Origin of the sequence: Mesorhizobium sp. M0051, assembly GCF_040323235.1 — a bacterium.
Taxonomy (GTDB): Bacteria; Pseudomonadota; Alphaproteobacteria; order Rhizobiales; family Rhizobiaceae; genus Mesorhizobium.
The window spans coordinates 1-23,879 of record NZ_JAMYUT010000022.1; the positions used below are offsets into that span (position 1 = coordinate 1).

Genomic DNA, 23,879 nt, shown 5'->3' on the forward strand with positions numbered 1-23,879 from the left:
TTAAAAAACACAAAAATCACCACAAAACACCACCCCGCGCGCCGTGGGCGTCCCCGGCCGCGTCCCACAAAAACCCCCTCCCGGCCCCCCCCCCCCCCCCCCCCCCCCCCCCCCCCCCGCTCCAGGATTTTTCAGAGCGCTTTGGAACATCCCACGTCCGCATCAACCGCCATATTGGCTAGGTGGATCATGGAGCCGGATCAATTGGTCTCGAGTGGCCGGTCCTGGCTGGCAATCATCGCGCCGATGGCGTCGGTGTTCTCAGGCGTGGACTGGAACCCCACCATCGTCGCCTCCTGTGGCGCGTTTTGAACCGAGGAGATGACCCTTGTGTTCAGGGTTCCGCCAAAACGGGCGGCATCCGGCTCTTCCATGGGTTCCTGCATCGCCACCACCGTCGGCTGAACCGAGACACGCGCGGATTTCGCGGACGGCGCAGCCGCCGCCGTCACATAGGTCTGTTGGGCAGGGGCGGATCGAATGGTTGCCGTCCTGGCCGGAGGTGCGGGCTCGGTGGAAGCGACCATTATCGCTGCTGCGGCCGGCTTCTCGGGCGCCGCCGAAGCAATTGCGACCTGCGGCTCATCCGGCAACGGCTGCCAATTGCGGCCGCGCTTCTCATAGAAGGCATTGCCGCCGGCAACCATCGTGTAGTGCATGTTCTTGTAAGGGAAGCGCAGCCCAGCGGTGTGGAAATACATCGTGTTCTTCAGCTTGGCCTTGCGCTCGCCCTTGAGCACGGCATCGGCGGCTTCCTCGACTTCGGGCATCGCTCGCGAATTCATCGGTCTCGTCATGACGCCAGGCGCGAACTGCCCACCCTCGCCCACCACCTCGCAGATGGTGCTTCCGTGGTTGCCGGAGCGGAGCCGGTTCATCACCACCGTGCCGACGGCGATCATGCCGTCGCGGCTTGAGCGATTGGATTCAAAGAACATCGCCCGTTCCAGGCATTCCTTGTCCTTGGGCGTATGGCTGTAGGCCCGGGAGCTCAGGAAACTCGGCGTGATGGCGTCGGTGAGGCTGGCCACGGACATACCGTGCGAAGTGGTTTGGCTGCATGCAGCCAAAAACAGGGGTGAAATGACGGCGCCGAGCAACAGCGGCGCCTTCCATCGCGTGGCAATCAACAGGTAACCCTCTCACGTCCATGCCCGCCCCCAGGCTGCGGCAAGAATGAGACACTTTCAGGCAAAAAGATGGCCAAAACGTTATTACTGGGGCACTGTTGCCAAATTGGCACGGTTGCATGGCTTTATGCGGGCTACCTCCCGGCTGCAATCGCCACCGGCTGGCCAGGTTCAGCCTCTTCGATCTTCTCCGAGAACAGGCCGCGCCGGAGGAACAGCGCTCGCGCGTCCCTGGCCGTCGGCGCGATCCTTGCCGGCCAGCCGCTTTCAACGAACTCGGCCTTGGTGAAGTCCGGATTTGTCTCGCTGGCCGCCTCCAGGAACTCGGCGATCTCCAGCACGATCGCGCGCTCGTCTTTCGAAAGCGCAGATGTGCCGGCCTCGATCGACGGGCGATGGACAAAGTCCTCGAACAAATTGAAGTAGCCCTTGATACCGACGAGATCGACGCCGTCGTCGCAGTCGGCCAGAATTTCCAGGATCTCGTAGATCCTGTTGCGGATACGTTGCTCGATCAATCTTTCGGTGGGCTCTTCGGTCATGTCGACCATGGGGCGCGCCGAACGCTAGAAGGGCAGTTTCATTCCCGGCGGGATCGGCAGACCGGCGGTCAGCGCCTTGGTCTTTTCCTGCATGATCTGCTCGACCTTGGTCTTGGCGTCATTGTGGGCGGCGAGCACCAGGTCTTCCAGGATCTCGACATCGTCCTCCTTGGACAAGGATGGATCGATCTTCAGCGACTTCATTTCGAATTTTCCGGTCAGCGTCACGCTGACCAGGCCGCCGCCGGCCTGGCCCGACGCTTCCAGAATGGCGATCTCGTCCTGCATGGCCTGGAACTTGGCCTGCATTTCCTTCGCCTTGCCCATCAGGCCGAGAAGATCTTTCATGGTCTGGTCCTTTGCGGATTCGTTCTGTGGTCAGGTTTCGTCGTCGTCAGCCGGCGGCTCGACCGGCACTTCGGCCTCGGCCGTTTCGGCTTCCGGCGCGTCTGGAATGCGCACGTCGATGATCTTGGCCCCGGGAAAGCGCGCCAGGATAGCGGCCACCGTCGGATCGCTCTTGGCATCGAGGAAGGCGTTCTCGCGCTTGGCCGATTCCATCTCGGAGAGCGTCTGGCCACCCTCTTCCTTCGACAGCGAAACCAGCCAGCTGCGGCCGGTCCAGGCGCGCAACTTCGTCGTCAGGTCGTTGAGCAGCATCTTGGGCGCGTCGCTGATCAGGCCGACGTCGATACGGCCGGGCTCGATACGAACCAGGCGGATATAGCTCTTGACCTGCACCTTGAAGGCGATGTCACGCTGCGCGTCAGCCAGGGCAATGATGTCGGCGAGCGATTTCAGCGGCACCGATTGCGTCTCGACGACCGGCTCCGGCGGAGCGACGAAAGCAACAGGGGCAGGCGTGCTCTCCACAAGCCGCATGGTCTGTGCACCGCCCGGCCCGGCCGGCATGCGCGTCTGCGCCACAGCACTGGCGCCGCCACCATTGCCCGACCCCGCGGGTGTACCATTCGGGCGTGGGGTGCCATTTTGTACCGGCGTTGCGCCCTCAAGCGATCTCAACGCCTCGTCCAGCGTCGGCAGGTCGGCGGCATGCGCTAGCCGGATCAGCACCATTTCGGCGGCACTCACCGGCCGGTTGGAGGACTGGACCTCGGGAATGCCCTTGAGCAGCATCTGCCATGTCCTCGACAACACTCTGACCGACAGCGTCCTGGCGAAATCCGCGCCGCGCTGCCGCTCGTCCTCGGATAGCGAGGCATCCTCGATGGCCGTCGGCACGAAACGCAGCCGCGTGACGAGATGGTTGAACTCGGCAAGATCGGTCAGTACGGCGGCCGGATCAGCACCAGTGTCGTACTGCGCGCGGAATTCGGCAAGAGCGGCCGCTACATCACCCTTCATTACATGTTCGAACAGGTCGACGATGCGGGCGCGGTCGGCGAGCCCCAGCATCGCCCGAACCGCAGCGGCGCTGACCGAGCCGGCGCCATGGGCAATCGCCTGATCGAGGATGGAGAGCGAATCGCGGGCCGAGCCTTCGGCGGCGCGCGCGATCATCGCCAGCGCGTCGTCGTCGACCGAAATGCCCTCCTTGGCCGATATCGACGCGAGATGCGCAACCAGCGCACCGGCGTCGATGCGCCTCAAGTCAAAGCGCTGGCAGCGCGACAGGACGGTGATCGGAACCTTGCGGATCTCGGTGGTGGCAAAGATGAATTTGACGTGCGGCGGCGGCTCTTCCAGCGTCTTCAACAGGCCGTTGAAGGCCTGCGTCGACAGCATGTGCACTTCGTCGATGATGTAGACCTTGTAGCGCGCCGAGACCGGCGCATAGCGCACGCGCTCGATGATGTCCCTGATGTCGTCGATGCCGGTGTGCGAGGCGGCGTCCATCTCGATGACGTCGACATGGCGGCCTTCCATGATCGCCTGGCAATGTTCTCCGAGCTCGGCAAGGTCGACCGACGGCTGGTCGATATCAGCGGTTTTGTAGTTCAGGGCACGAGCGAGTATGCGTGCCGTCGTGGTCTTGCCGACGCCACGCACGCCGGTCAGCATCCAGGCCTGGGCGATACGGCCGGTGGCAAAGGCATTGGTGAGGGTGCGCACCGTCGGTTCCTGGCCGACCAGTTCCGAGAAGTTCGAGGGACGGTACTTGCGCGCCAGCACGCGATAGGCGGCCGCCTTGCCATTCTCCAGGCTTTTTGGTCCCGAATTTCCGGCTTCGCTCATTCGCCCATAAGCTCCAAATGGCCGCGCCCGAAAGCGGCCGATTCCTGCGCATAGTCTCGCCCGCGCTGCAATGCGTCGTCAATGTCGCGAGAAGGGCCGGTGAGGTGGGAGGCTGGAACAATGACCCGTTCCGGGCTCGTTAGGGCTGCTTCCTTCCGGACCTGACCCGGTTGGCGAGTGGATCGTCCACCACCAACCTCCCGTCGTCCATATCGGCAATTGTTCGATGAAATGCAAGTGCGCAGAAGAAATCCCGGATTCCTTTGCAGCCTTCGCCGGCGCGTCGGCTGACGGAGCATCAAACGAAAACCCGCCTGCGCGGCGGGTCACTGGCGCAAATCAGCACCATGAACAAATATGTACCATAGCTGAGGTCACGAATCAAGAAAAAATTCCTATCGTGAAGAGCTGCCGATCGCGAGGGCGCAATGATTCGCTTGCAGCCCCCTTGCCGCCGCTCTAGCGTTCATGCCCTTGAGGAAACCAAGAAAAGCAAGGGAAACGCCGATGATGACGGGCCTGAAGGCCGGATTCACGCTGGACTCCCGGCTGGAGGCGGATAGCGAGCAGTTGATGTGGCTGGGGCTGTGCGAGTTGCGGGTGATGAACGACCGCCGCTGGCCATGGCTGCTCCTGGTGCCGCAGCGGCCAGGCGCGGAGGAGATCCACGAGATGACGCCGCTCGACCAGGCAATGCTGACCTTCGAGACCAATATGGTGGCGCAGGCGCTGAAGAAAGCGACAGGCTGCACCAAGATCAACACCGGCGCGCTCGGCAACATCGTGCGCCAGCTGCACATCCATATCATTGCGCGTTCGGAAGGCGATCCCGGCTGGCCGGGCCCGGTGTGGGGATACGGCCTGCGCGAGCCCTATAAAGGCTCCGACCTGCGGCGGTTTGCCGAAACGATCAAGGCGGCGCTATAAGCGTTCCCCGTGTCCATCCCGCAACGCAGAGTTTCCATGAGCTTCCGCCTGTTTGACGCGCCCTTGCGCGAGCCGAGTCAGTTCGTCGGCTTTGCCGGCAACATCATCGACCGGCAGTCCGAAAACCGCGCCGACGATTCGGTCGACAAGGCGCTCGCCGACCCGGCGACACGGCTGCTGTTGATGCATGGGGGGCGGCTCTATCTGAAGCTCGGGGATGGCAGTGGTCTCGACCCCTGGTTTGGCGCCTCCGAGAGCGAGCCTTTCGAACCATTTCTCGAACAGGGTGTCCTGCTCGGTTTTTCCGAACAGGGACCCGTGCTGGCCGTGCCCGGCGGCGTCGATCCGGAACGGCTTCCGGAAACCATCAAGGCCATCGACTACCGCTCCGTCTACATGCAGGGGCTGATCGATGAGGCGGCTGCCGGCGCGATGGCGCAAGGTGCGGCCCTGCTGGCCTGGCATGCAAGCCATCGTTTCTGCAGCAAATGCGGCACGCAATCGCAGATGCGGGCCGGCGGCTACAAGCGCCACTGCCCGAATTGCGGCACCGAGCATTTTCCGCGTACCGACCCGGTGGCTATCATGCTGACGGCGACGCGGGAGAAGTGCCTGCTCGGGCGCGGCCGGCATTTCGCGCCGGGCATGTACTCCGCCCTTGCCGGCTTCATCGAGCCGGGAGAGACGATCGAAGCGGCGGTGCGCCGCGAGACGCTGGAGGAGGCTGGCATCCGGCTTGGCCGCGTCGTCTATCACGCCAGCCAGCCCTGGCCGTTTCCTTATTCGCTGATGATCGGCTGCTTCGGCGAGCCGCTCAACGACGATATCCAGGCCGATTTGAACGAGCTGGAGGACTGCCGTTGGTTTGCCCGCGACGAGGTGCGTTCGATGCTGACCAGGGAGCATCCCGGCAATTTGGTCACGCCACCGAAAGGCGCCATTGCTCACCACCTCATCCGCGCCTGGGTCGACTCGGAGTGATGGCAGCGACTATCGAAAGACCATTCAGGAGCAGCAAATGATCCGTCACACCGTCGTCTTCACGCTGAAGCATCCGCCACATTCGCTGGAGGAACGGAGGTTCCTGGTCGACGCCAAGAAAATCCTCACCGCGATCAGGGGCGTCACGCATTTCGAGCAATTGCGGCAGATCAGCCCCAAGAACGACTATCGTTTCGGCTTCTCGATGGAGTTCGCCGATCAGGCTGCCTATACCAGGTACAACGATCATCCCGACCACGTCGCTTTCGTACGCGACCGCTGGGTGCCGGAGGTCGAGACGTTCATGGAAATCGACTACGTGCCGCTGGGCGCGGTGATCTAGTCAGCGACCTTCCACTGCTCACGCGACGCGCTGGCCGGATATACGCCCAGAATTCGCACTTCGCGTGAGAAGAAGCGAAGCTCGTCCAGCGCCAGCTTGACCAGCGGATCTTCGGGATGACCCTCTATGTCGGCGTAAAACAGCGTCGCGGTGAAAGCCCCCAGCTGGTAGCTCTCCAGCTTGGTCATGTTGATGCCGTTGGTGGCGAAACCGCCCATCGCCTTGTAGAGCGCGGCCGGCACATTGCGGACTCGGAAGATGAAGGTCGTCATCATCTTGACGTCCGGTGACGGGCGGTCAGCCCATTGCTTGTTCTTGGTGAGGACGACAAAGCGGGTGACGTTGCTATCGGTGTCCTCGACATTTCGCTCGAGGATGTCGAGCCCATAGAGCGTCGCGGCCAGCGTCGGCGACAGCGCCGCCATGGTGCGGTCCTTGCCCTCGGAGACCATCTTGGCGGCGCCAGCCGTGTCACCGGCGACGATCGCCTTCCAGCCGTTCTTGCGGATGTATTTGCGGCACTGGCCAAGCGCGTGGATGTGGCTGTGCACGGTCTTGATCTCGTCGCGTTTGACTCCGGGCAGCACCATCAGCTGGAAATGGATGGGCAGGAAGTATTCGCCGATGATGTGGAGCTTCGATTCCGGCAACAGATGGTGGATATCGGCGACCCGCCCGGCAATTGTGTTCTCGATCGGAATCATGGCGAGATCGGCCTTCCCGGTCTCGACCGCGTTGAACGCGTCCTCGAAGGTCGGGCACGGCAACGGCTCCATCGATGGATAGACGTTGCGGGAAGCGGTGTCGGAATTGGCACCCGGCTCGCCCTGGAAGGATATTCTGTTGGTCTTTTCAGGCATGGCCAATTCTCGATTCAAGGGGGTCTCAGCTTCGAAGGGATTTCTCAGTTTGCAAGGATGGCTCTGGTTGCAAGAATGGTTCTGGCGCGTTCGAGATCTTCCGGCGTGTCGACGCCAAGCGGCAGCGACTGGACGATCTCGGCATCGATGCGCATGCCGGCTTCGAGCGCCCGTAGCTGTTCCAGCCGTTCTCGCCGCTCCAGAGGCGACGGCTTCAACGCGACGAAACGCTCTAGCGCGGCGCGACGATAGGCATAGAGGCCGACATGATGATAGAGCGGCCCCTCGCCCCAAGGTGCCGTGGCGCGCGTGAAATAGAGCGCCCTCAGCCTGGTGCCGGAGAGCGGCGACCCGACGATCTTGACGACGTTGGGATTGGTCTTTTCCTCATCGCGGACGATCTCGACGCCGAGGGTGGCGATGTCCACCGCGCCGTCATCGAACGGCCTGAGCGAGGCGACGATGATGCCGGGATCGATGGTCGGCAGGTCGCCCTGCACATTGACGATCGTTTCGACCTTGCGCTCGGGATCGAGCGCGACCAGAGCCTCGTGAATGCGGTCGGAGCCGGATTGGTGGTCCATGCGCGTCATCACGGCCTCGAAACCATGCGCACGCACCGCTTCGGCCACGCTTTGCGTGTCGGTCGCCACCACGACCCGGCCGAGGCCGGACTCCGTGGCGCGGCGGGCGACATGGACGATCATCGGCGCGCCGGCGATGTCGGCCAGCGGCTTGCCTGGCAGGCGTGTCGAGGCCATGCGGGCCGGGATCAGAATCAGTGTGGACATGCGCGGTGCAAGGCGTCTCGAAGAGGACAGGGAAAGTGGCAAAAGGTCTCACTGGAAGCGCCCTTATAGGTGTTGCAACGCCGCAGCAAAAGACCTAGTTTCCGCCCGATTTGACCGCCCTGGCAGGGTGATCACGATACCGACGGACGGAGTGGACGGTTCGGTCCGCCGGAAAAGGGAGCAAGGGGCGTATGGATTCCAACGAAGTCAACAAACTGCTCGCCGGATTGCTCGGAACCGTTTTCGTCGTCTTCTCGGTCGGCATTGTGTCGGACGCGCTGTTTGCCTCGCCGGCGCCGGAAAAGCCCGGTTTCGCCATCGAGGCCGCTGAGCCTGCCGAAGGCGGTCCGGCCGCGCCTGCCGCCGAAGCCAAGCCAATCGCCGAGCTGCTGGCCACCGCCAATGTCGAGCAAGGCGCTGCCGTCTTCAAGAAATGCCAAGCCTGCCATTCCGGCGAAAAGGGCGGCCCCAACAAGGTCGGCCCCGATCTGTGGGATCTCGTCGACCGCCCTGTGGCCGAGCATGAAGGCTTTGCCTATTCGGCCGGCATGAAGGAATTTTCCAAGGGCGGCACCGAGAAGTGGACCTACGACAACATCAACCACTTCATCACCTCGCCGAAGAAATTCGTTAAGGGCACCGCCATGGGCTTCGCCGGCCTGCCGAAGGACGAGGATCGCGCCAACGTCATCGCCTATCTACGCACGCTGTCCGACAATCCGAAGCCGCTGCCGGCGCCAGGCGCTGCCGCCGACGCAACCGCGCCCGCCAAGCCGGCTGAAGGTGCTGCCCCGGCGAAGCCGGCTGAAGGTGCCGCGCCGGCCAAGCCGGCCGCTCCGGCTCCGGCCGTACCCGCACCGGCGCCCGCTCAATAACCGGATATCCATCTCGACGACCTTGAAAAAGCCGGGTTCAGCCCGGCTTTTTCGTTAGGAAAACCGCATATGCGGCGACAAAGCCGCGCATGGCGGTTTTCACGAGCGCCAAATCGTCTAGATTGTCCATGAACGGGCATTGCGAAGAGGATAGTGCATGACGGTTGGCCGAACGCTTCTCAAGTCGATGCTGGCGGCAGCCCTTCTGGCGGCCGGATTGCAGACGAGCCGAGCGGACGAATGGCGCACCGCCTCATCGCTGATCGGCGAGTCCAAATACGGCGACAACTTCCAGCACTACGACTACGTCAACCCAAACGCGCCCAAGGGCGGCACGTTGAATTCGGTGGTGCTCGGCACCTTCGACAGTTTCAATCCCTACATCGTACAGGGATCACCGGCCGCCGGCCTGGTCGGGTTCGGCGGTGGCCTGCTCTACGATACGCTGATGGAACAGGCGACCGACGAAGGCAGCACCAGCCACCCGCTGATCGCCGACGCGTACAAATATCCCCCCGACTATTCCTCGGCGACCTACCGGCTGGACCCGCGTGCCAAATGGCATGACGGCCAGCCGATCACCGTCGACGACGTGATCTGGTCGTTCCAGGTGCTCAAGGCGAACAGTGCGCAATACAGCCGCTACTTCGAAAATGTCACCGATGCGGTGGCGATTTCGGACCACGAGGTCGAGTTCCATTTCAACCAGAAGGGCAACCGCGAACTGCCCAAGATCATCGGCGATCTTGCAGTGCTGCCGAAACATTGGTGGGAAGGCACCGATGCCAATGGCAAGAAGCGTGACATCACCAAGCCGACGCTGGAGATTCCGCTCGGCTCGGCCGCCTACAAGATCGCCAGCTTCAAACCGGGCTCGGAAGTCATCTGGCAGCGCGTGCCGGACTATTGGGCGGCGAAGCTGCCGGTGAAGATCGGCCGCGAGAATTTCGATACGCGGCGTTTCACCTATATACTCGATGACAATGCGGCCTGGTTGGCCTTCACCAAGGGCGGGCTGGAAGACCTCAACCGCGAATTCAGCTCGCGCAAATGGGCGACAGCTTATGATTTCCCGGCGATCAAGGCCGGCGACGTCATCAAGAAGGTCTTCGAGAGCCACTCGCCGCAGCCGATGCAGGCATTCGTGCTCAATCAACGGCGGCCGCTGTTCCAGGATCGCCTGGTGCGCGAGGCGCTGACCTATCCGTTCGATTTCGAGTCGATGAACCGAACGCTGTTCTTCGGTTCCAACACCCGTACTTCAAGCTATTTCCAGGGCACCGACCTGGCGTCGAGCGGTTTGCCGCAAGGCAAGGAACTGGAAATCCTGGAAAAGTACCGCGACAAGCTGCCGCCTGAACTCTTCACCCAGCAGTTCAAGCTGCCAGTCTACGATTCACCGCAAGCGGAACGAAAGTACCTCAAACAGGCCGTCGACCTCTTCGCCAAGGCCGGCTGGGTGATCAAGGGCGGCAAGATGGTCAATGCCAAGACCGGCGCTCCGTTCAAATTCGAGATCCTGGGCTGGAACGACACCGACCAGGTGATCGCCAGCCCCTATATCGCCAATCTGCGCAAGATCGGCGTTGATGCCACGTTGCGCATCATCGACCAGACGCAATACATCAACCGCGTCAACCACTTCGAATTCGATGTCGTCACCGGCCTGTTCGGCCAGTCGGATTCGGCCGGCAATGAGCAGCGCGATTTCTGGAGCTCGAAGGCCGCCGACACACCCGGTTCGCGAAATCTGATGGGCATCAAGGATCCGACCGTCGACGCATTGGTCGACCGCGTCATCTTCGCCACCGACCGCGAGGATCTCGTCGCCGCCACTCATGCGCTCGACCGCGTGCTGCTGTGGAATTTCTATGTCGTGCCGCAATATCATCGCTCGGCAATATGGGTGGCCTACTGGAACAAATTCGGCATCCCCGACAAGCAGCCTGCCTATTCCGGCTATGATCCCGACTCCTGGTGGATCGACCTCGACAAGGAAAAGGCGCTGGCCGCCAAATACAGGGGCAGCAATTGATGGCGGTCCTGCCCCGCCGTGATTTTCTCGTCCTGGGCACTGCCGCCGCTGCCGCCGCCATGCTGCCGGGCAAGGCCTTCGCCACCATTGCGACCGGCGTGAAGCTGCACGGCTTGTCCGCCTTCGGTGATCTCAAATACAGCCCGGATTTCACCCATTTCGACTATGTGAATGTCGATGCGCCGAAGGGCGGCACCTTCAACTTCTCGCCGCCGAACTGGGGCTACAACCAGAACACGCTGACCTTCAACACGCTGAACTCCTTCACCCAGAAGGGCGATGCGCCGCCGCGCATGGAGATGTGTTTCGACGCGCTGATGGTCAGGGCCCTGGACGAGCCGGACGCCCTCTATGGGCAGCTCGCCGACGGCGTGACGGTTTCCGACGACCGCAACAGCTTCGAGTTCTCGCTGAGGCCGCAGGCGCGCTTCCACGACGGCACGCCGCTGACGGCAGAGGACGCCGCCTTCACCTTCAAGCTGTTCAAGGAAAAGGGCCATCCCGACTTTTCGCTGTCCTTGATCCACCTCGACGAGGCGGTCGCCGTCGATCAGCACACGCTCAAGCTCAATTTTTCCGGCAAGCAGTCCGCCCGCACGGTGCTCAATGTCGTGGAGTTCCCTATCCTGTCGAAGGCCTTCTACACGGCCAACCCGTTCGATTCCTCGCAACTGAATCCGCCGCTCGGCTCCGGCGCCTACAAGGTTGGTCGCTTCTCGGCCGGCGCGTGGATCGAATACGACCGGGTGGCCGATTATTGGGGCCGCGACCTTCCGGTCAATCGCGGCATGAACAATTTCGACACTATCCGCATCGAGTTCTACCAGAACCGCATGGCCGGCTTCGAAGCGTTCAAAAAAGGCGAAATCACCTATCGCGAGGAATTCACGTCGCGCGTTTGGGCGACCGCCTACGACTTTCCGGCCCTGACCGCTGGCAAGGTGGTCAAGCACGAATTTCCCGCCGAGAAACGGCCGACGATGCAGGGAACCGCCGTCAACCAGCGACGCGAGCAATTTCGCGACGCGCGCGTGCGCCAGGCGATCGCTCTCTGCTTCGATTTTGAATGGACGCGGCGCAACTTCTTCTACGGCTCCTATGAGCGCTCGCAGTCCTGTTTCGAGAAGTCGGACTTTCGCTCAGAAGGACCGCCGTCGACACAGGAACTGGCTCTGCTTGAGCCGTTGCGCGCACAGCTCCCAGCGGAGGTCTTTGGCGAGGCGGTAAGCCAACCCCCGTCCGACGGCTCCGGCCGTGACCGCAAGCTGCTTGGCCAGGCAGCGAAGCTTCTGGCCGCGGCCGGCTGGAAAAGGTCGGGCGATTTCGTTGTCAACGACAAGGGCGGCCGGCTTTCGGCCGAGTTTATGGTCGACGACGATACCTTCGTCCAGGTCTATTCGCCCTGGGTCGCCAATATGAAGGCGATCGGCATCGACGCCACGATCCGGCTGGTCGATTCGGCGCAATACCAAGCCAGACAGGCGACGTTCGATTTCGATCTGCTGTCGGCCGCTTTCTCGTTCAACGCTACGCCGACTCGCGACGACCTCGAAACCTTCTTTCATTCAAGCACGGCAAAAGTGTCCGGCTCGCGCAATCTGCCAGGCATCGCAGATCCTGCGATCGACAAACTGATCGACGCCGTCGGCGCGGCCAAGGATCGGGAGAGCCTGACCGTTGCGATGCGGGCGCTCGATCGGGCCTTGCGCGCACGGCGCGATTGGATTCCAAGTTGGTTCCTGGCGAATCACCGAAGCGCCTTTTGGGACATGTTCGGCTTTCCCGAGCAGAAGCCCGATTTCGGCTTTCCGGTCGAGGCGCTGTGGTGGTTCGACAAGGGCAAGGCGGCAAAAATTGGCAAAGCCTGAGATATCAGTCCAACGAGGACAGAAAGCCTGATGGGCGCCTATATCCTGCGCCGCATCCTGTTGATGATCCCGACGCTGTTCGGCATCATGGCGATATCCTTCGCCGTCATCCAGTTCGCGCCCGGCGGGCCGGTCGAGCAGGTCATCGCCAGGTTGACCAACCAGGGCGGCAGCGACCGCCTCGGCGGTGGTGGCGGTGGCGACGCAGGCGGCAGCGCCAATTTCGACGTTGCCGGCGACGTCAGCTCGAAATATCGCGGCGCGCAGGGCCTCGATCCGGAATTCATCAAGAAGCTGGAAAAGCAGTTCGGCTTCGACAAGCCGCCGCTCGAGCGCTTCGGCATAATGTTGTGGAACTATATCAGGTTCGATTTCGGGGACAGCTATTTCCGCGACATTTCGGTGCTCGACCTGATCCTCGAAAAAATGCCGGTGTCGATTTCGATCGGCCTGTGGATCACGCTTCTATCCTACCTGATCTCTATCCCGCTCGGCATCCGCAAGGCGGTCAAGGACGGCTCTCCGTTCGACGTCTGGACCAGCGGCGTCGTCATCGTCGGCTATGCCATCCCAGGGTTCCTGTTCGGCATCATGCTGATGGTGCTGTTTGCCGGCGGGTCGTTCTGGGACTGGTTTCCGCTGCGCGGCCTCACTTCGGACAATTGGGATCAGCTGTCCTGGTGGGGCAAGATCGTCGATTATTTCTGGCACATGACCTTGCCGCTGACGGCGCTGGTGCTGTCGGCCTTCGCCACCACGACGCTGTTGACCAAGAACTCGTTCCTGGAGGAAATCCGCAAGCAGTATGTGGTGACGGCGCGGGCCAAGGGCCTGTCGGAGCGGCAGGTGCTCTATGGCCACGTTTTCCGCAACGCCATGCTGATCGTCATCGCCGGTTTTCCCGGCGCCTTCATCTCGGCCTTTTTCACCGGCTCGCTGCTGATCGAGAACATCTTTTCCCTCGACGGCCTTGGCCTGCTCGGCTTCAGGTCGGTGGTCGAGCGCGACTATCCGGTGGTGTTCGCCAATCTCTACATCTTCTCGCTGCTCGGGCTGTTCGTTGGGCTGCTGTCCGACCTGATCTACACCTGGGTCGATCCGCGCATCGATTTCGAGCGGAGAGACGTCTGATGTCGGATGCTACTGCCCCCGCGGGAGCGACGCCGGAGCGGATCGCGCGGCCCTGGCTGTCGCCGCTCAACAAGCGCCGCCTGCAGAATTTCAAAGCCAACCGGCGCGGCTACTGGTCGCTATGGATATTCCTCGTCCTGTTCGTGCTGTCGCTATTTGCCGAGTTCATCGCCAACGACAAGCCGATCATCGCTTCCTACAAGGGCGAAATCCTGTTTCCGGTGCTGGTCGCCTACCCCGAGGAAAAGTTCGGCGGCTTCTATGCCGTCACCGACTATCGCGACCCTGTCATACAGGACGAGATCAACGCCAATGGCTGGATGATCTGGCCGCCGGTGCGGTACTCCTACCAGACCGTCAACAACGCCATTCCTGAAGCGGCCCCTGCCAAGCCGTCCTGGGAGTACGACGCCAAGATGCGATGCAACCAGTATCCGCAAGGTCCGGCCGATCCGGCCTGCATCGTCGGCAACTGGAACTGGCTCGGCACCGACGATCAGGCGCGCGACGTGCTGGCGCGTGTCATCTACGGCTTTCGCATTTCGGTGCTGTTCGGCCTGATCCTGACTGCCGGCTCGGCACTGATCGGCGTCGCGGCCGGCGCCGTGCAAGGCTATTTCGGCGGCTGGACGGATCTGCTGTTCCAGCGTTTCATCGAAATCTGGTCGGCGATCCCGGTGCTCTATCTCCTGCTCATCATAGCCGCCATCCTGCCGCCGGGCTTCTTCATCCTGCTCGGCCTGATGCTCCTGTTCTCCTGGGTAGCGCTGGTCGGCGTGGTGCGGGCCGAGTTCCTGCGCGCCCGCAACTTCGAATATGTCAACGCGGCGCGAGCGCTCGGCGTGCCCAACCGCACCATCATGTTCCGGCACCTGTTGCCCAACGCAATGGTGGCGACATTGACCTTCATGCCCTTCCTGCTCTCAGGTTCGATCTCAACGCTGACTTCGCTCGATTATCTCGGCTTCGGCCTGCCGCCCGGCTCCGCGTCGCTCGGCGAACTGCTCAAGCAGGCGCAGCGCAACCTCAACGCGCCGTGGCTCGGCATTTCGGGCTTCATCGTCATCTCGCTGATGCTGTCGCTGCTGGTCTTCGTCGGTGAGGCGACGCGCGATGCCTTCGATCCGCGCAAGACGTTCAGATGACAACGATGCGGATCGGCAATCAGCATGATATATTCCCAGTGAGGGCAGTTCGAACGAAAATGAGCGTGTGCATTGTTGTCGAGATGACTGATGGCGATGGGTCAATGACGGACCACAAGCTGCAGTTCCTCATATCGAAGCCCACGGAAGGACAGAGGTATGAATAAGATCATCCTTGAGCATTACCCTGCATCCAAACTCCCGGATGAACTGCGAGAGGGTATAGCTTTGAGCGCCTCGGTTAAGGTGACGATAGAAGAGGAAGCCAAACAGCCTCTCGGCCGTAAACAATTGCTTGAGCTTATGCGGAATGCGCAGGCCAACGCGGTGGGGACAAGTCTCGACGAGGCTGTTGCGCGTGTTCGTGCCCTCCGCGATGAGTGGGAGGATTGATGGCCGCCTTCCGGCTTTACGTCGACACGAACATTTTCATCTACGCTTTCGAAAATAACGATGCTCTGGCAAAAAAGCTGCTTCAGCTCATTTCAGTGAACGAGGGCAGAAAGCAGCCTTTCCTCGCGACAAGCGAACTCGTGCTGGCAGAGTTGATGGTTGATCCTCTGAAAAAGAGCAACGAGCCGCTTGTCGAGCTCTACGACAATGTTTCGATTGGCAACGCTTTTGTCTCGATTGGGACGGTAACTCGCGAGGTTCTCTGGCACGCGGCGCAGCTTCGCTCGCAATTCATTTCTCTCAGGCTACCGGATGCCATTCATCTTTCGACGGCGATGCATTTCGGATGCACGCAATTTCTGACTGCCGATACCAGATTGAAGGACGCGTATTCGATCGCGCCAAATCGGCTTGTCCCTCCCCAATTGACAGCGCAAATTTCGATCATACGACCGGAGATTTCTGCCCTCGATAAAGTTATGGCGGAAGTTGATACATGACTGCTTCCCTGCTCAGCGTACAAGACCTCAGCGTCGCCTTTGGCCAGGGCGACGGCCAGTCGACGGCGGTCGACCACATCTCGTTCGACATCGCCAAGGGCGAGACGGTGGCACTGGTCGGCGAATCCGGCTCCGGCAAATCGGTGTCAGCGCTGTCGGTGCTGAAGCTGTTGCCCTATCCCAGTGCCAGCCACCCCTCGGGCAAGATCCTGTTCCAGGGCGCCGACCTGCTTGCGATGAGCGAGAAGCAGTTGCGGCAGGTGCGCGGCAACAAGATCACCATGATCTTCCAGGAGCCGATGACCTCGCTCAATCCGCTGCACACGATCGAGCAGCAGATCGTCGAGATCCTGAAGCTGCATCAGGGTATGGCTGACCGCCCTGCCAAGGCGCGCACGCTGGCCTTGCTCAACGAGGTCGGCATCCGCGATCCGCAAAAACGCCTCGATGCCTATCCGCACCAGCTGTCCGGCGGTCAGCGTCAGCGCGTCATGATCGCCATGGCGCTGGCCAACGAACCCGAATTGCTGATCGCCGACGAGCCGACGACGGCGCTCGACGTCACCGTGCAGGCGCAGATCCTCGAGCTGCTGGCCGGCTTGAAGAGCCGCAAAGGCATGTCGATGCTGTTCATCACCCACGATCTCGGCATCGTGCGCAAGATTGCCGACCGGGTCTGCGTGATGACCAAGGGCAAGATCGTCGAGACCGGTCCGACCAGGGAGATTTTCGTCAATCCGCAGCATGCCTATACAAAACATCTGCTGGCGGCTGAGCCGAAGGGCAAGCCGCCGGCGGCCAATGCCGCCGCCAAACCGGTGATGATGGGCAAGGACATAAAGGTCTGGTTCCCGATCAAGCAGGGCTTCTTCCGCCGCACCGTCGACAATGTGAAGGCGGTCGACGGCATCGATGTCACCGTGCGGGCCGGCCAGACGCTCGGCGTGGTCGGCGAATCGGGGTCCGGCAAGACGACGCTCGGCCTGGCGCTGGCGCGCATGATCTCCTCGACCGGAACCATCCGGTTCAACGGGCGCGACATCAACCAGCTCACCTTCAACGCCATGCGGCCGCTCAGGCGCGAGTTGCAGATCGTCTTCCAGGATCCATTCGGCTCGCTCAGCCCGCGCATGTCGATCGCCGAGATCATCGAGGAAGGCCTGAAGATCCACGAGCCGAAGCTGTCGCCGGACCAGCGCGACGACAAGGTGGCGGCGGTGCTGAAGGAGGTCGGCCTCGATCCGGCGACACGCAACCGCTACCCGCACGAATTCTCCGGCGGCCAGCGCCAGCGCGTCGCCATCGCGCGCGCCATGGTGCTCAACCCGCGCTTCGTCATGCTGGACGAACCGACATCGGCGCTCGACATGAGCGTGCAGGCGCAGGTCGTCGACCTGTTGCGCAGCCTGCAGGCCAAGCACGACCTGGCCTATCTCTTCATCAGCCACGATTTGAAAGTCATCCGCGCGCTCGCCAACGACGTCATCGTCATGCGCAATGGCAGGATCGTCGAAGCCGGCCCTTCCCAGCAGATTTTTGAAAATCCGCAAACCGACTATACTCAGGCACTGATCTCGGCCGCCTTCAAGATAGAAACGGCGCCGGTCGGCATCGTCAGCGAGTAATTTGCGTGCAGAGGGACTAAAAGATCGGAATGGAAAAAGGCCGCATCCTGCTTGCCGTCACCGGCTTCAATCCGCAGCGCTGGCGCGAACTCCTGTCGGCCGAACGCGAGGTGGTGCTGGAACCGGACGGCGCCAGCGATCCTTCGATCACCTATGCGGTGGTGTGGAAGCAGAAGCCGAACCTGCTGGCCTCGCTGCCCAATCTGCGCGCCATCTTCTCGATCGGAGCGGGTGTCGATCACATCTTCGCCGACCCCGGGCTGCCCGATGTTCCGATCGTCAAGGTCGTGGCCGGCAACCTCACCCAGTACATGACCGAATACGTCGTCTGGCGGGTTCTCGACCATCACCGCCAAGGCCTGCTTTACCGGTCGCAGCAGTCGAAGAAGATCTGGCACGAGCCGCAGCAAAGGCCGGCCGGCGACATTTCCGTCGGCATCATGGGCCTCGGCAGCCTCGGCCGCGCGGCGGCCTCGGTGCTGCTATCGCTCGGCTTTGCCGTGAATGGCTGGTCGCGCAGCGACAAGGCTATGGAAGGCGTGGCGACCTATTCCGGCGAGGCCGGATTGATCCCCTTCCTCAAGGCGACTGACATCCTTGTCGTACTTTTGCCGCTGACGCCGGACACCAAGGGCATCATCAACTATGGCGTGCTGAAGGAATTGCGGAAGCGCAACGGCCTCGGCGGCTCGGTGCTGATCAATGCCGGACGCGGCCGCCTGCAAAAGGACGCCGACATTTTGCGGGCGCTGGATGACGGCACGCTGAAGGAGGCGAGCCTTGACGTGTTCGAAGTCGAGCCGCTGCCGAAGACCAGTCCGATGTGGGGACATCCAAAAGTGTTCGTCACGCCGCACGCGGCAGCGACTTCCGACCCCGTCCATCTGGCGCCGATCATGCTGCGCCAGATGGACGCCTTCGAGCGCGGCGAAAAGCTCGACAATCTGGTGGACCGCAAGGCGGGGTATTAGCCAGGCAACGCCAATTTCTTCTGCTTGTCCGGTTGGCCGCACTGGCGGCGATTGATCGACCGGTTCATGGCATCGATCTCGCCGCTCGCCTGGTCGGTATCGCGCTTGACCTTGGAGCGCATGTCCGGCGTGAACGGGCCGAAGCCCATCGCCGGATTGGAGAATGTCGGCTTGGCCGTCGTCGGAAGTTTGTATTGCTGCGCCAACCCGTTGCGCTGCGCCAGCAACTGATCGCACGGCACGCTGTCATACTGCAGGGACGACTGGATGTTGGCGTCCTGGCGTTCCGACATCGAGGTGCCGCCAACGCAGCCGGCGGTCAGCACGCAAGATGCCAAGATCATCATGTTCCAGCGCATCGAGATGCTCCTCCTGATATCGCGCATGATCCGTCCAGATCGCAAATATCAGTCGCGCATGCAAATCGGACTTTTTTCGCAGCACGGATATTCGTGAGGCCGGCGAGACAGTACCCTCAAGCGGCCGGCAACTTGCCCGCCACAACGACCAGCCCGTTGACGGGTTCGCGCCGGTCTTGCCTGATCACGGTCGTTTCCAGCGACAGGACCGAAAATCCGTTGGCAGCCAGGACGTCACGCACATAGTGTTCCGCATGTGCGTAGCGGCGCGACGGCTGCAAGGCAAAATCGCCATTTCCGGCCAGTTCCTCGACGGAAAACGCAAACAGGCCATCCTTGGCCAGCAAGCCGGCAATCGTCCTCACCACGCCGTCGAGCGCACCGACATAGATGAAGACATCGGCGACAGTCACCAGATCGGCCGTCGGGCCGGCATGGACAAAATCCCGCAGATCGGCCTTGCCCAGGACATCGTAGACGCCCTTCGTCCGCGCCTTTCTCAGCATCCTGCCCGAAATGTCGTAACCCTCGAGCCGATCGACGATCGGCCGCAGCCTCTGCCCCATCAAGCCGGTGCCGCAGCCGAGATCGAGCGCCAGTGGGAAGCGGCCCGGCCTCGCCGTGCGAATGGCCTGGTCGAGCACCTCAGGCAGCCGGTAGCCCAGTTTGTCGACCAGCGATTCATCGAAGCTGTCGGCATAGTGGTCGAACAAAGTCTCGACGAAGGCGCTGGGCAGCGCGTCGACCGCCGGCGCCTTGCCGATCAATTGCAGGTTCAGGGCAGCGCCTTGTCGATCCGATGGATCGAGTTGCAGCGACATCGTCCAGGCCCGTGCTGCCAGATCCGGCGCGCCCGCCGCCTGCTGCATTTCGCCGAGGCGAAACCAGCCCATCGCCCATTGCGGTGTCATTTCCAGCGCGCCGAGCAGCAATTCCGCCGCTGCCGCGTGAGCGCCATCCGCATGGAGCATCTCGGCATATTCGGCACGGCGATCGGCGTTCAAGTCGCCGGACGAGGCCTGAAGCGGTTTCATGACGGTTGGTCCTGTCGGCGGATCGAGCCAGCGGTGCTGTATGCGAGAGTCAGCAGTCACTTACAACAGGCTTCCCGCGGCGGAATTATATCCTATCTTGCGACCATGCGCGCCAGCGACTTGCTTCATCCCCGGCCCGAGGGCCTTTATTGCCCGCCAGGCGATTTCTTCATCGACCCGGTGCGGCCGGTCAACCGGGCGTTGGTCACGCATGGCCATTCCGACCACGCGCGTTCCGGCCACCGCTCGGTGCTGGCGACGCAGCAGACGCTCGACATCATGGGGCTGCGCTATGGCGAAGATTTTGCGGGAACGACGCAAGCAGCCCGGCTCGGCGAGACGATCGACCTCGACGGCGTCAGCGTCAGCTTCCATCCAGCGGGCCATGTGCTGGGCTCGGCGCAGATATCAGTTGAGCATCAGGGCACGCGCATCGTCGCCTCCGGCGATTACAAGCGGCAGAAGGACGCCACCTGCGCGCCATTCGAGCCGATCCGGTGCGATGTGTTCATCACCGAAGCGACCTTCGGCCTGCCGGTATTCCGTCATCCACCCGACACCGAGGAGATCGCTCGCCTGCTTAAATCGGCGGCACAGTTTCCCGAACGCTCGCATCTGGTCGGCGCCTATGCGCTCGGAAAAGCGCAGCGGGTGATGCGGCTGTTGCGCGACGCTGGCTACGACAAGCCGCTCTACATCCATGGCGCATTGGCCAAACTCAGTGAATACTACCAGAGCCAGGGCATCGACCTTGGGCAGCTGGAGCCGGCAACCGTCGAAAGCGGCGGCAGGGATGATTTCGCCAGCGCCATCGTCGTCGGCCCGCCATCGGCCTTCGCAGACCGCTGGGCAAGGCGCTTTCCCGATCCGATCTCGTGCTTTGCCTCAGGCTGGATGCGCATCCGCCAGCGCGCCAAGCAAGGCGGCGTCGAACTGCCGCTTATCATCTCGGACCATGCCGACTGGGACGAACTGACCGCCACCATCAAGCAGACCGGAGCCGAGGAAATCTGGGTGACGCATGGCCGCGAGGAGGCGCTGGTACGCTGGTGCGAACTCGAAGGCATCGCGGCGCGGCCACTGCACCTGGTGGGGTACGAGGACGAGGGCGATTGATGGCATGAACCGCTTCGCCGAACTTCTCGATCGCCTGGTGCTGACGCCGTCGCGCAACGGCAAGCTGACCTTGCTGACCGACTATTTCCGCACCGTGGAGGATCCCGATCGCGGTTTGGCGCTGGCGGCCATCACCGGCGACCTCCACATCGCGGCGGTCAAGCCGGCGATGCTGCGCACGCTGGTCACCGAGCGCATGGATCCGGTGCTGTTCGGCTATTCCTACGACTATGTCGGCGATCTTGCCGAAACGGTGTCGCTGGTCTGGCCGCAAACGCCCGGAAACATCCCGAACCGCGAGCCGACGCTGAGCGAGGTCGTCGCCAAACTGCAGGCGGCAAGCCGTTCCGACGGACCGAAGGTGCTGGCGGGGCTGCTCGATAGCGCCGGCATCTCGGCCCGCTTTGCCATCATCAAGCTGGTCACCGGCGGCCTGCGCATCGGCGTGTCGGCGCGGCTGGCCAAGCAGGCGCTGGCGGGTTTCGGCAAGGTCGATGTCACCGAGATCGAAGAGCTTTGGCACGGGCTGTCGCCGCCCTACACAGCACTGTTCGCCTGGCTGGAAGGCAAGGCCGAAAAGCCCCGGAGCACGGCGATGGCGTTGTTTCGCCCGGTAATGCTGTCGAACCCGGTGGGTGACGGCGATCTCGAAAAGCTCGATCCGGCGGATTATGCGGCCGAGTGGAAATGGGACGGCATCCGTGTCCAGGCGGTGGCCGAAGGCGGCGTCCGCCGGCTCTATTCGCGCACCGGAGACGATGTTTCGGGTGCCTTTCCCGACCTCGCCGACGCCATGCATTTTTCAGCGACGCTGGACGGCGAGCTGCTGGTCGGCGATCCCCGAGAGGCGACAGGGACATTCTCGGATCTGCAGCAACGGCTGAACCGCAAGACGGTTACCGCAAAGATGCAGCAGCAGTACCCGGCCTTCATGCGCTGCTATGATGTGCTGCAGATCGGCGACGAGGATTTGCGCGCACTGCCGTTTCGCGAGCGCCGCGGCCGCCTCGAAATCTTCGTGAAGACGCTCGACCCAAGCCGGTTCGATCTGTCGCCGTTCGTCGAATTCTCGGACTGGCATGCGCTGGAAGAACTGCGGCGGGTAGCGCTGCATCCAATCATCGAAGGTGTCATGCTGAAGCGCTGGGACTCAGCCTATGTCGCCGGCCGGCCGAAAGGCCCTTGGTTCAAGTGGAAGCGCGATCCGCACACTGTGGACGCGGTGCTGATGTATGCGCAGCGCGGTCATGGCAAGCGCTCGAGCTTCTATTCGGATTATACGTTCGGTGTCTGGTCCGGTCCCGAAGGCGAGGAGGAGCTGGTGCCGGTCGGCAAGGCCTATTTCGGCTTCACCGACGAGGAGTTGAGGCAGATCGACAAATATGTACGCGACAACACGGTCGAGCGTTTCGGCCCGGTGCGCTCGGTGCGGGCCGACCGCGACAACGGCCTGGTGCTGGAAGTCGCCTTCGAGGGACTCAACCGCTCGACCCGGCACAAATCCGGCGTCGCCATGCGCTTTCCTCGCGTATCACGATTGCGCTGGGACAAGCCGGCCAACGAGGCCGATCGCATCGAGACACTGCAGGCGCTGCTCGACCGCTAACCGGCCTTTTCAGCGCCTGATGCTTTACGGCTCGACCGAAACACGGATTTCGTAGATGTCGGCGGCCTTGCCCTGCTTGTCGAAGTCGGAATTGATGGCGATGGTGCCCGCAGAACCGGGACGCTTGTCGGGAAATTTCACGTCGAACAGATATTCGTTCTGCTGCTGGCCGACCGCATAGCGCTTGCGCCCGCAATCGCCCAGTTCGCCGAAATTGCAGTCGACGGAAACTTGCGTCTCCTTGCCTTCCTCGGAGCGGGCAATGATGTCGAACACGGCATGTTTGCCGGCGAGCTTCTCCAGCACGCCTTGCCCGACATCGAAGCTGATCGCCGAACCGGACGCCCCGGAGCGTATGCGCAGGAACGACCCGGTATCGTCCTTCATCACCTCGGCCTTGGCGTCCGACGGGGCGCTGACATGCGACGCGTCGGTCGGCGAAAACACGTTGATCCAGTCGTGTGCCTGATCCGCGGCACCGGGCTTTGCCGGTCCGCCGGGCGGTGTGAAATCGTCGTCGTTGACGGTCGGCGGCGCCTGCGGCGGGGCGGTATCGAGTTGCGCCTGTGTCTTGAAGACGCCGGTCTGTACAGCGAAGAACAGGCCGATGCCAACAGCGGCAAGCAGCGTCACGGTCAGGAAGATGGCGGTCAGCGGAAGGCGACGTCCCCTTATGCGCCGTTCATCGCGATCGGGCGCCACTTCCGCGGCGGCACCGGCCGAGCCCGGAGCCGACATGTCGATGGACGGGGCGTCGGGAAGGGCAGCGTCCGGCATGATATCGGGAACGACGGGCAGCACGCGCGAGCGCGGCGCATCTGAGGCAGAGCGCGGCGCATCCGAGGCGGGTTGCACAGGCCCGTCGACGACAGCGGGTGCCGATGGATGTTGGCCGGCCTCGGCCGCTGGAGCGGAGTCCGCACCAAGCTCGACCGCCGGGGCATCGCCCTGCGGGCCGACATCCGGCACCGCCGGCAGGAACTCGGATTCGATCTCGGTGATTTTCGCCTGGATCGCCTTACGGCGCTTGATGGCGAGTTCCACGGTCACGTCCGGATTGGCCTTTAGCGCGCGATCGAGCGCGGAAAAAGCCGCACGATAGACCCTTTCGCGGAACGCGCGGTCCTCGGCATTGCCTTTCTCCAAGGCGTTCCGGATCGCTTTTTCGATCGCGTCCAAGCGGGTCCCTCTGTCCGTTCGCCAACCTTGCCGTGATCGTTAGCCGCAGGCGGCCAATCAATCAACGGGCGAACGGCGCATTCTGCCTTGGAGAGGTATGCAAAGTCCATTGCGGCGCTGTTCCGGCAACGAAATCAGCATGTTTCATCGATTTGCACGCGCCGGAGGCACGCAGCGACCGATTTGCGAACAACGCGGCGGCCGGCTTTCGACGACTGCATGACACGCTCGCATGAATCGCCAAGTCGCATCTTGAATTCGCGGCCGGTTGC

Annotated in this window: 23 protein-coding genes and 1 other RNA gene; 14 read left to right on the top strand and 10 right to left on the bottom strand. The window is 62.3% G+C overall.

Features of this window, described 5'->3' with window-relative positions:
- Positions 1–200: 200 nt before the first annotated feature.
- From NKJ90_RS21590 to ffs, 5 genes are all read right to left on the bottom strand, one after another.
- Positions 201–1,130, bottom strand: a complete 930-nt coding sequence (locus tag NKJ90_RS21590; RefSeq protein ID WP_023758152.1) for a cell wall hydrolase — start codon at positions 1,128–1,130, stop codon at positions 201–203.
- A 134-nt stretch (positions 1,131–1,264) separates the two neighbouring features.
- The gene (locus tag NKJ90_RS21595; RefSeq protein WP_023758153.1) at positions 1,265–1,672 is read right to left on the bottom strand and encodes a hypothetical protein; all 408 of its coding nucleotides are present in this window, start codon (positions 1,670–1,672) and stop codon (positions 1,265–1,267) included.
- Positions 1,673–1,696: 24 nt separating this feature from the next.
- Positions 1,697–2,020, bottom strand: coding sequence for a YbaB/EbfC family nucleoid-associated protein (locus NKJ90_RS21600; RefSeq protein ID WP_352486753.1), 324 nt, complete (start codon positions 2,018–2,020; stop codon positions 1,697–1,699).
- A gap of 30 nt (positions 2,021–2,050) precedes the next feature.
- Positions 2,051–3,868 (bottom strand): DNA polymerase III subunit gamma/tau, encoded by a 1,818-nt coding sequence (locus NKJ90_RS21605; protein WP_023758155.1) that lies wholly within the window; start codon positions 3,866–3,868, stop codon positions 2,051–2,053.
- Positions 3,869–3,972: 104 nt separating this feature from the next.
- Positions 3,973–4,069, bottom strand: an RNA gene (gene ffs / locus NKJ90_RS21610) — signal recognition particle sRNA small type.
- A 306-nt stretch (positions 4,070–4,375) separates the two neighbouring features.
- Between ffs and NKJ90_RS21615 the strand changes: the two genes are divergently transcribed.
- The 3 genes from NKJ90_RS21615 to NKJ90_RS21625 are packed head-to-tail and all read left to right on the top strand — an operon-like array spanning position 4,376 to position 6,119.
- Entirely contained in the window at positions 4,376–4,795 is a 420-nt protein-coding gene (locus NKJ90_RS21615; protein WP_023758156.1) for an HIT family protein, read from the top strand.
- Positions 4,796–4,831: 36 nt separating this feature from the next.
- Positions 4,832–5,776: an NAD(+) diphosphatase gene (gene nudC, locus NKJ90_RS21620; RefSeq protein WP_023758157.1), complete on the top strand. Its 945-nt coding sequence runs from the start codon at positions 4,832–4,834 to the stop codon at positions 5,774–5,776.
- A 37-nt stretch (positions 5,777–5,813) separates the two neighbouring features.
- Positions 5,814–6,119, top strand: coding sequence for a Dabb family protein (locus NKJ90_RS21625; protein WP_023758158.1), 306 nt, complete (start codon positions 5,814–5,816; stop codon positions 6,117–6,119).
- Here NKJ90_RS21625 and NKJ90_RS21630 read toward each other — a convergent pair.
- Positions 6,116–6,979 (bottom strand): prephenate dehydratase, encoded by an 864-nt coding sequence (locus NKJ90_RS21630; RefSeq protein WP_023758159.1) that lies wholly within the window; start codon positions 6,977–6,979, stop codon positions 6,116–6,118. The two genes, NKJ90_RS21625 and NKJ90_RS21630, sit on opposite strands and share 4 nt — an antisense overlap.
- A 44-nt stretch (positions 6,980–7,023) precedes the next feature.
- Positions 7,024–7,770 (bottom strand): 3-deoxy-manno-octulosonate cytidylyltransferase, encoded by a 747-nt coding sequence (locus NKJ90_RS21635; RefSeq protein WP_023758160.1) that lies wholly within the window; start codon positions 7,768–7,770, stop codon positions 7,024–7,026.
- Between the two features lie 191 nt (positions 7,771–7,961).
- Here NKJ90_RS21635 and NKJ90_RS21640 point away from each other — a divergent pair, with 191 nt between their 5' ends.
- The 9 genes from NKJ90_RS21640 to NKJ90_RS21680 all read left to right on the top strand — a co-directional run bounded on the left by NKJ90_RS21640 (position 7,962) and on the right by NKJ90_RS21680 (position 18,313).
- Complete coding sequence (locus NKJ90_RS21640; RefSeq protein WP_352486755.1) at positions 7,962–8,645, top strand: c-type cytochrome; 684 nt, start codon at positions 7,962–7,964, stop codon at positions 8,643–8,645.
- Between the two features lie 157 nt (positions 8,646–8,802).
- A complete protein-coding gene (locus NKJ90_RS21645; RefSeq protein WP_352486756.1) occupies positions 8,803–10,680 on the top strand; it encodes an extracellular solute-binding protein in 1,878 nt (625 codons plus the stop codon).
- Positions 10,680–12,548 carry an extracellular solute-binding protein gene (locus NKJ90_RS21650; protein WP_023758163.1) on the top strand — a complete coding sequence of 623 codons (1,869 nt, stop codon included), beginning with the start codon at positions 10,680–10,682 and terminating at the stop codon, positions 12,546–12,548. The genes NKJ90_RS21645 and NKJ90_RS21650 overlap by 1 nt, the downstream gene beginning before the upstream one ends.
- Before the next feature lie 30 nt (positions 12,549–12,578).
- Positions 12,579–13,679 (top strand): microcin C ABC transporter permease YejB, encoded by a 1,101-nt coding sequence (locus NKJ90_RS21655; RefSeq protein WP_352486758.1) that lies wholly within the window; start codon positions 12,579–12,581, stop codon positions 13,677–13,679.
- Positions 13,679–14,824: an ABC transporter permease gene (locus NKJ90_RS21660; protein WP_023758164.1), complete on the top strand. Its 1,146-nt coding sequence runs from the start codon at positions 13,679–13,681 to the stop codon at positions 14,822–14,824. The genes NKJ90_RS21655 and NKJ90_RS21660 overlap by 1 nt, the downstream gene beginning before the upstream one ends.
- 159 nt (positions 14,825–14,983) lie before the next feature.
- Positions 14,984–15,217 carry a hypothetical protein gene (locus NKJ90_RS21665; RefSeq protein WP_023758166.1) on the top strand — a complete coding sequence of 78 codons (234 nt, stop codon included), beginning with the start codon at positions 14,984–14,986 and terminating at the stop codon, positions 15,215–15,217.
- On the top strand, positions 15,217–15,717 hold the full coding sequence (locus tag NKJ90_RS21670) for a type II toxin-antitoxin system VapC family toxin (protein WP_023758167.1): 501 nt from the start codon (positions 15,217–15,219) through the stop codon (positions 15,715–15,717). Before NKJ90_RS21665 ends, NKJ90_RS21670 begins: the two co-directional genes overlap by 1 nt.
- Positions 15,714–17,342 (top strand): ABC transporter ATP-binding protein, encoded by a 1,629-nt coding sequence (locus NKJ90_RS21675; protein ID WP_023758168.1) that lies wholly within the window; start codon positions 15,714–15,716, stop codon positions 17,340–17,342. Before NKJ90_RS21670 ends, NKJ90_RS21675 begins: the two co-directional genes overlap by 4 nt.
- A 29-nt stretch (positions 17,343–17,371) precedes the next feature.
- A complete protein-coding gene (locus NKJ90_RS21680) occupies positions 17,372–18,313 on the top strand; it encodes a 2-hydroxyacid dehydrogenase (protein ID WP_023758169.1) in 942 nt (313 codons plus the stop codon).
- Here the strand turns inward: NKJ90_RS21680 and NKJ90_RS21685 are convergent.
- Together NKJ90_RS21685 and NKJ90_RS21690 are read right to left on the bottom strand one after the other, a co-directional pair.
- Complete coding sequence (locus NKJ90_RS21685) at positions 18,310–18,699, bottom strand: hypothetical protein (RefSeq protein ID WP_245266478.1); 390 nt, start codon at positions 18,697–18,699, stop codon at positions 18,310–18,312. The genes NKJ90_RS21680 and NKJ90_RS21685 overlap by 4 nt on opposite strands.
- An 89-nt stretch (positions 18,700–18,788) precedes the next feature.
- Positions 18,789–19,706, bottom strand: coding sequence for a class I SAM-dependent DNA methyltransferase (locus tag NKJ90_RS21690; protein ID WP_023758171.1), 918 nt, complete (start codon positions 19,704–19,706; stop codon positions 18,789–18,791).
- A 105-nt stretch (positions 19,707–19,811) separates the two neighbouring features.
- Here NKJ90_RS21690 and NKJ90_RS21695 point away from each other — a divergent pair, with 105 nt between their 5' ends.
- Together NKJ90_RS21695 and NKJ90_RS21700 are read left to right on the top strand one after the other, a co-directional pair.
- Positions 19,812–20,822 carry a ligase-associated DNA damage response exonuclease gene (locus NKJ90_RS21695; RefSeq protein WP_023758172.1) on the top strand — a complete coding sequence of 337 codons (1,011 nt, stop codon included), beginning with the start codon at positions 19,812–19,814 and terminating at the stop codon, positions 20,820–20,822.
- Positions 20,823–20,826: 4 nt separating this feature from the next.
- Positions 20,827–22,428, top strand: coding sequence for a cisplatin damage response ATP-dependent DNA ligase (locus tag NKJ90_RS21700; RefSeq protein ID WP_023758173.1), 1,602 nt, complete (start codon positions 20,827–20,829; stop codon positions 22,426–22,428).
- 24 nt (positions 22,429–22,452) lie between these two features.
- Here NKJ90_RS21700 and NKJ90_RS21705 read toward each other — a convergent pair whose 3' ends face one another.
- Complete coding sequence (locus NKJ90_RS21705) at positions 22,453–23,607, bottom strand: hypothetical protein (protein WP_023758174.1); 1,155 nt, start codon at positions 23,605–23,607, stop codon at positions 22,453–22,455.
- Between the last annotated feature and the right edge of the window lie 272 nt (positions 23,608–23,879).